Origin of the sequence: Psychrobacter sp. GW64-MNA-CIBAN-0177, from assembly GCF_040309585.1 — a bacterium.
Classification (GTDB): Bacteria; Pseudomonadota; Gammaproteobacteria; order Pseudomonadales; family Moraxellaceae; genus Psychrobacter; species Psychrobacter okhotskensis.
On sequence record NZ_JBEOOY010000459.1, the window covers coordinates 1 to 251 of the forward strand.

Below are 251 nucleotides of genomic sequence, written 5' to 3' on the forward strand. Positions count from 1 at the left end.
CGGAAACACTGCGGGTGTTTACACTTACAACAAAGATGACGGCGCGGTAAATGGTGTCGGTCGTGGTGACAAAACAGTTCAATATCGTAACAGCTTTGGCGACATAAGTTTTGCCGTGCAAGCCCAACTTAAAAACAGTGCTTTCTATACTTGTGATGTAGAAAATATCACTCAAGATGCCTGTGAAGAGTTATGGGCAGCAAGTTCAACGTCGGCACAGCAAGTTGAGTATAACTATACCTATGGTGGTG

The 251-nt window shown here is 44.2% G+C and carries 1 protein-coding gene; it reads left to right on the forward strand.

Features of this window, described 5'->3' with window-relative positions; genetic code table 11:
* The coding region (locus tag AAEY79_RS15840) for a hypothetical protein (protein ID WP_352289606.1) at window positions 1-251 on the forward strand (251 nt) is incomplete at both ends.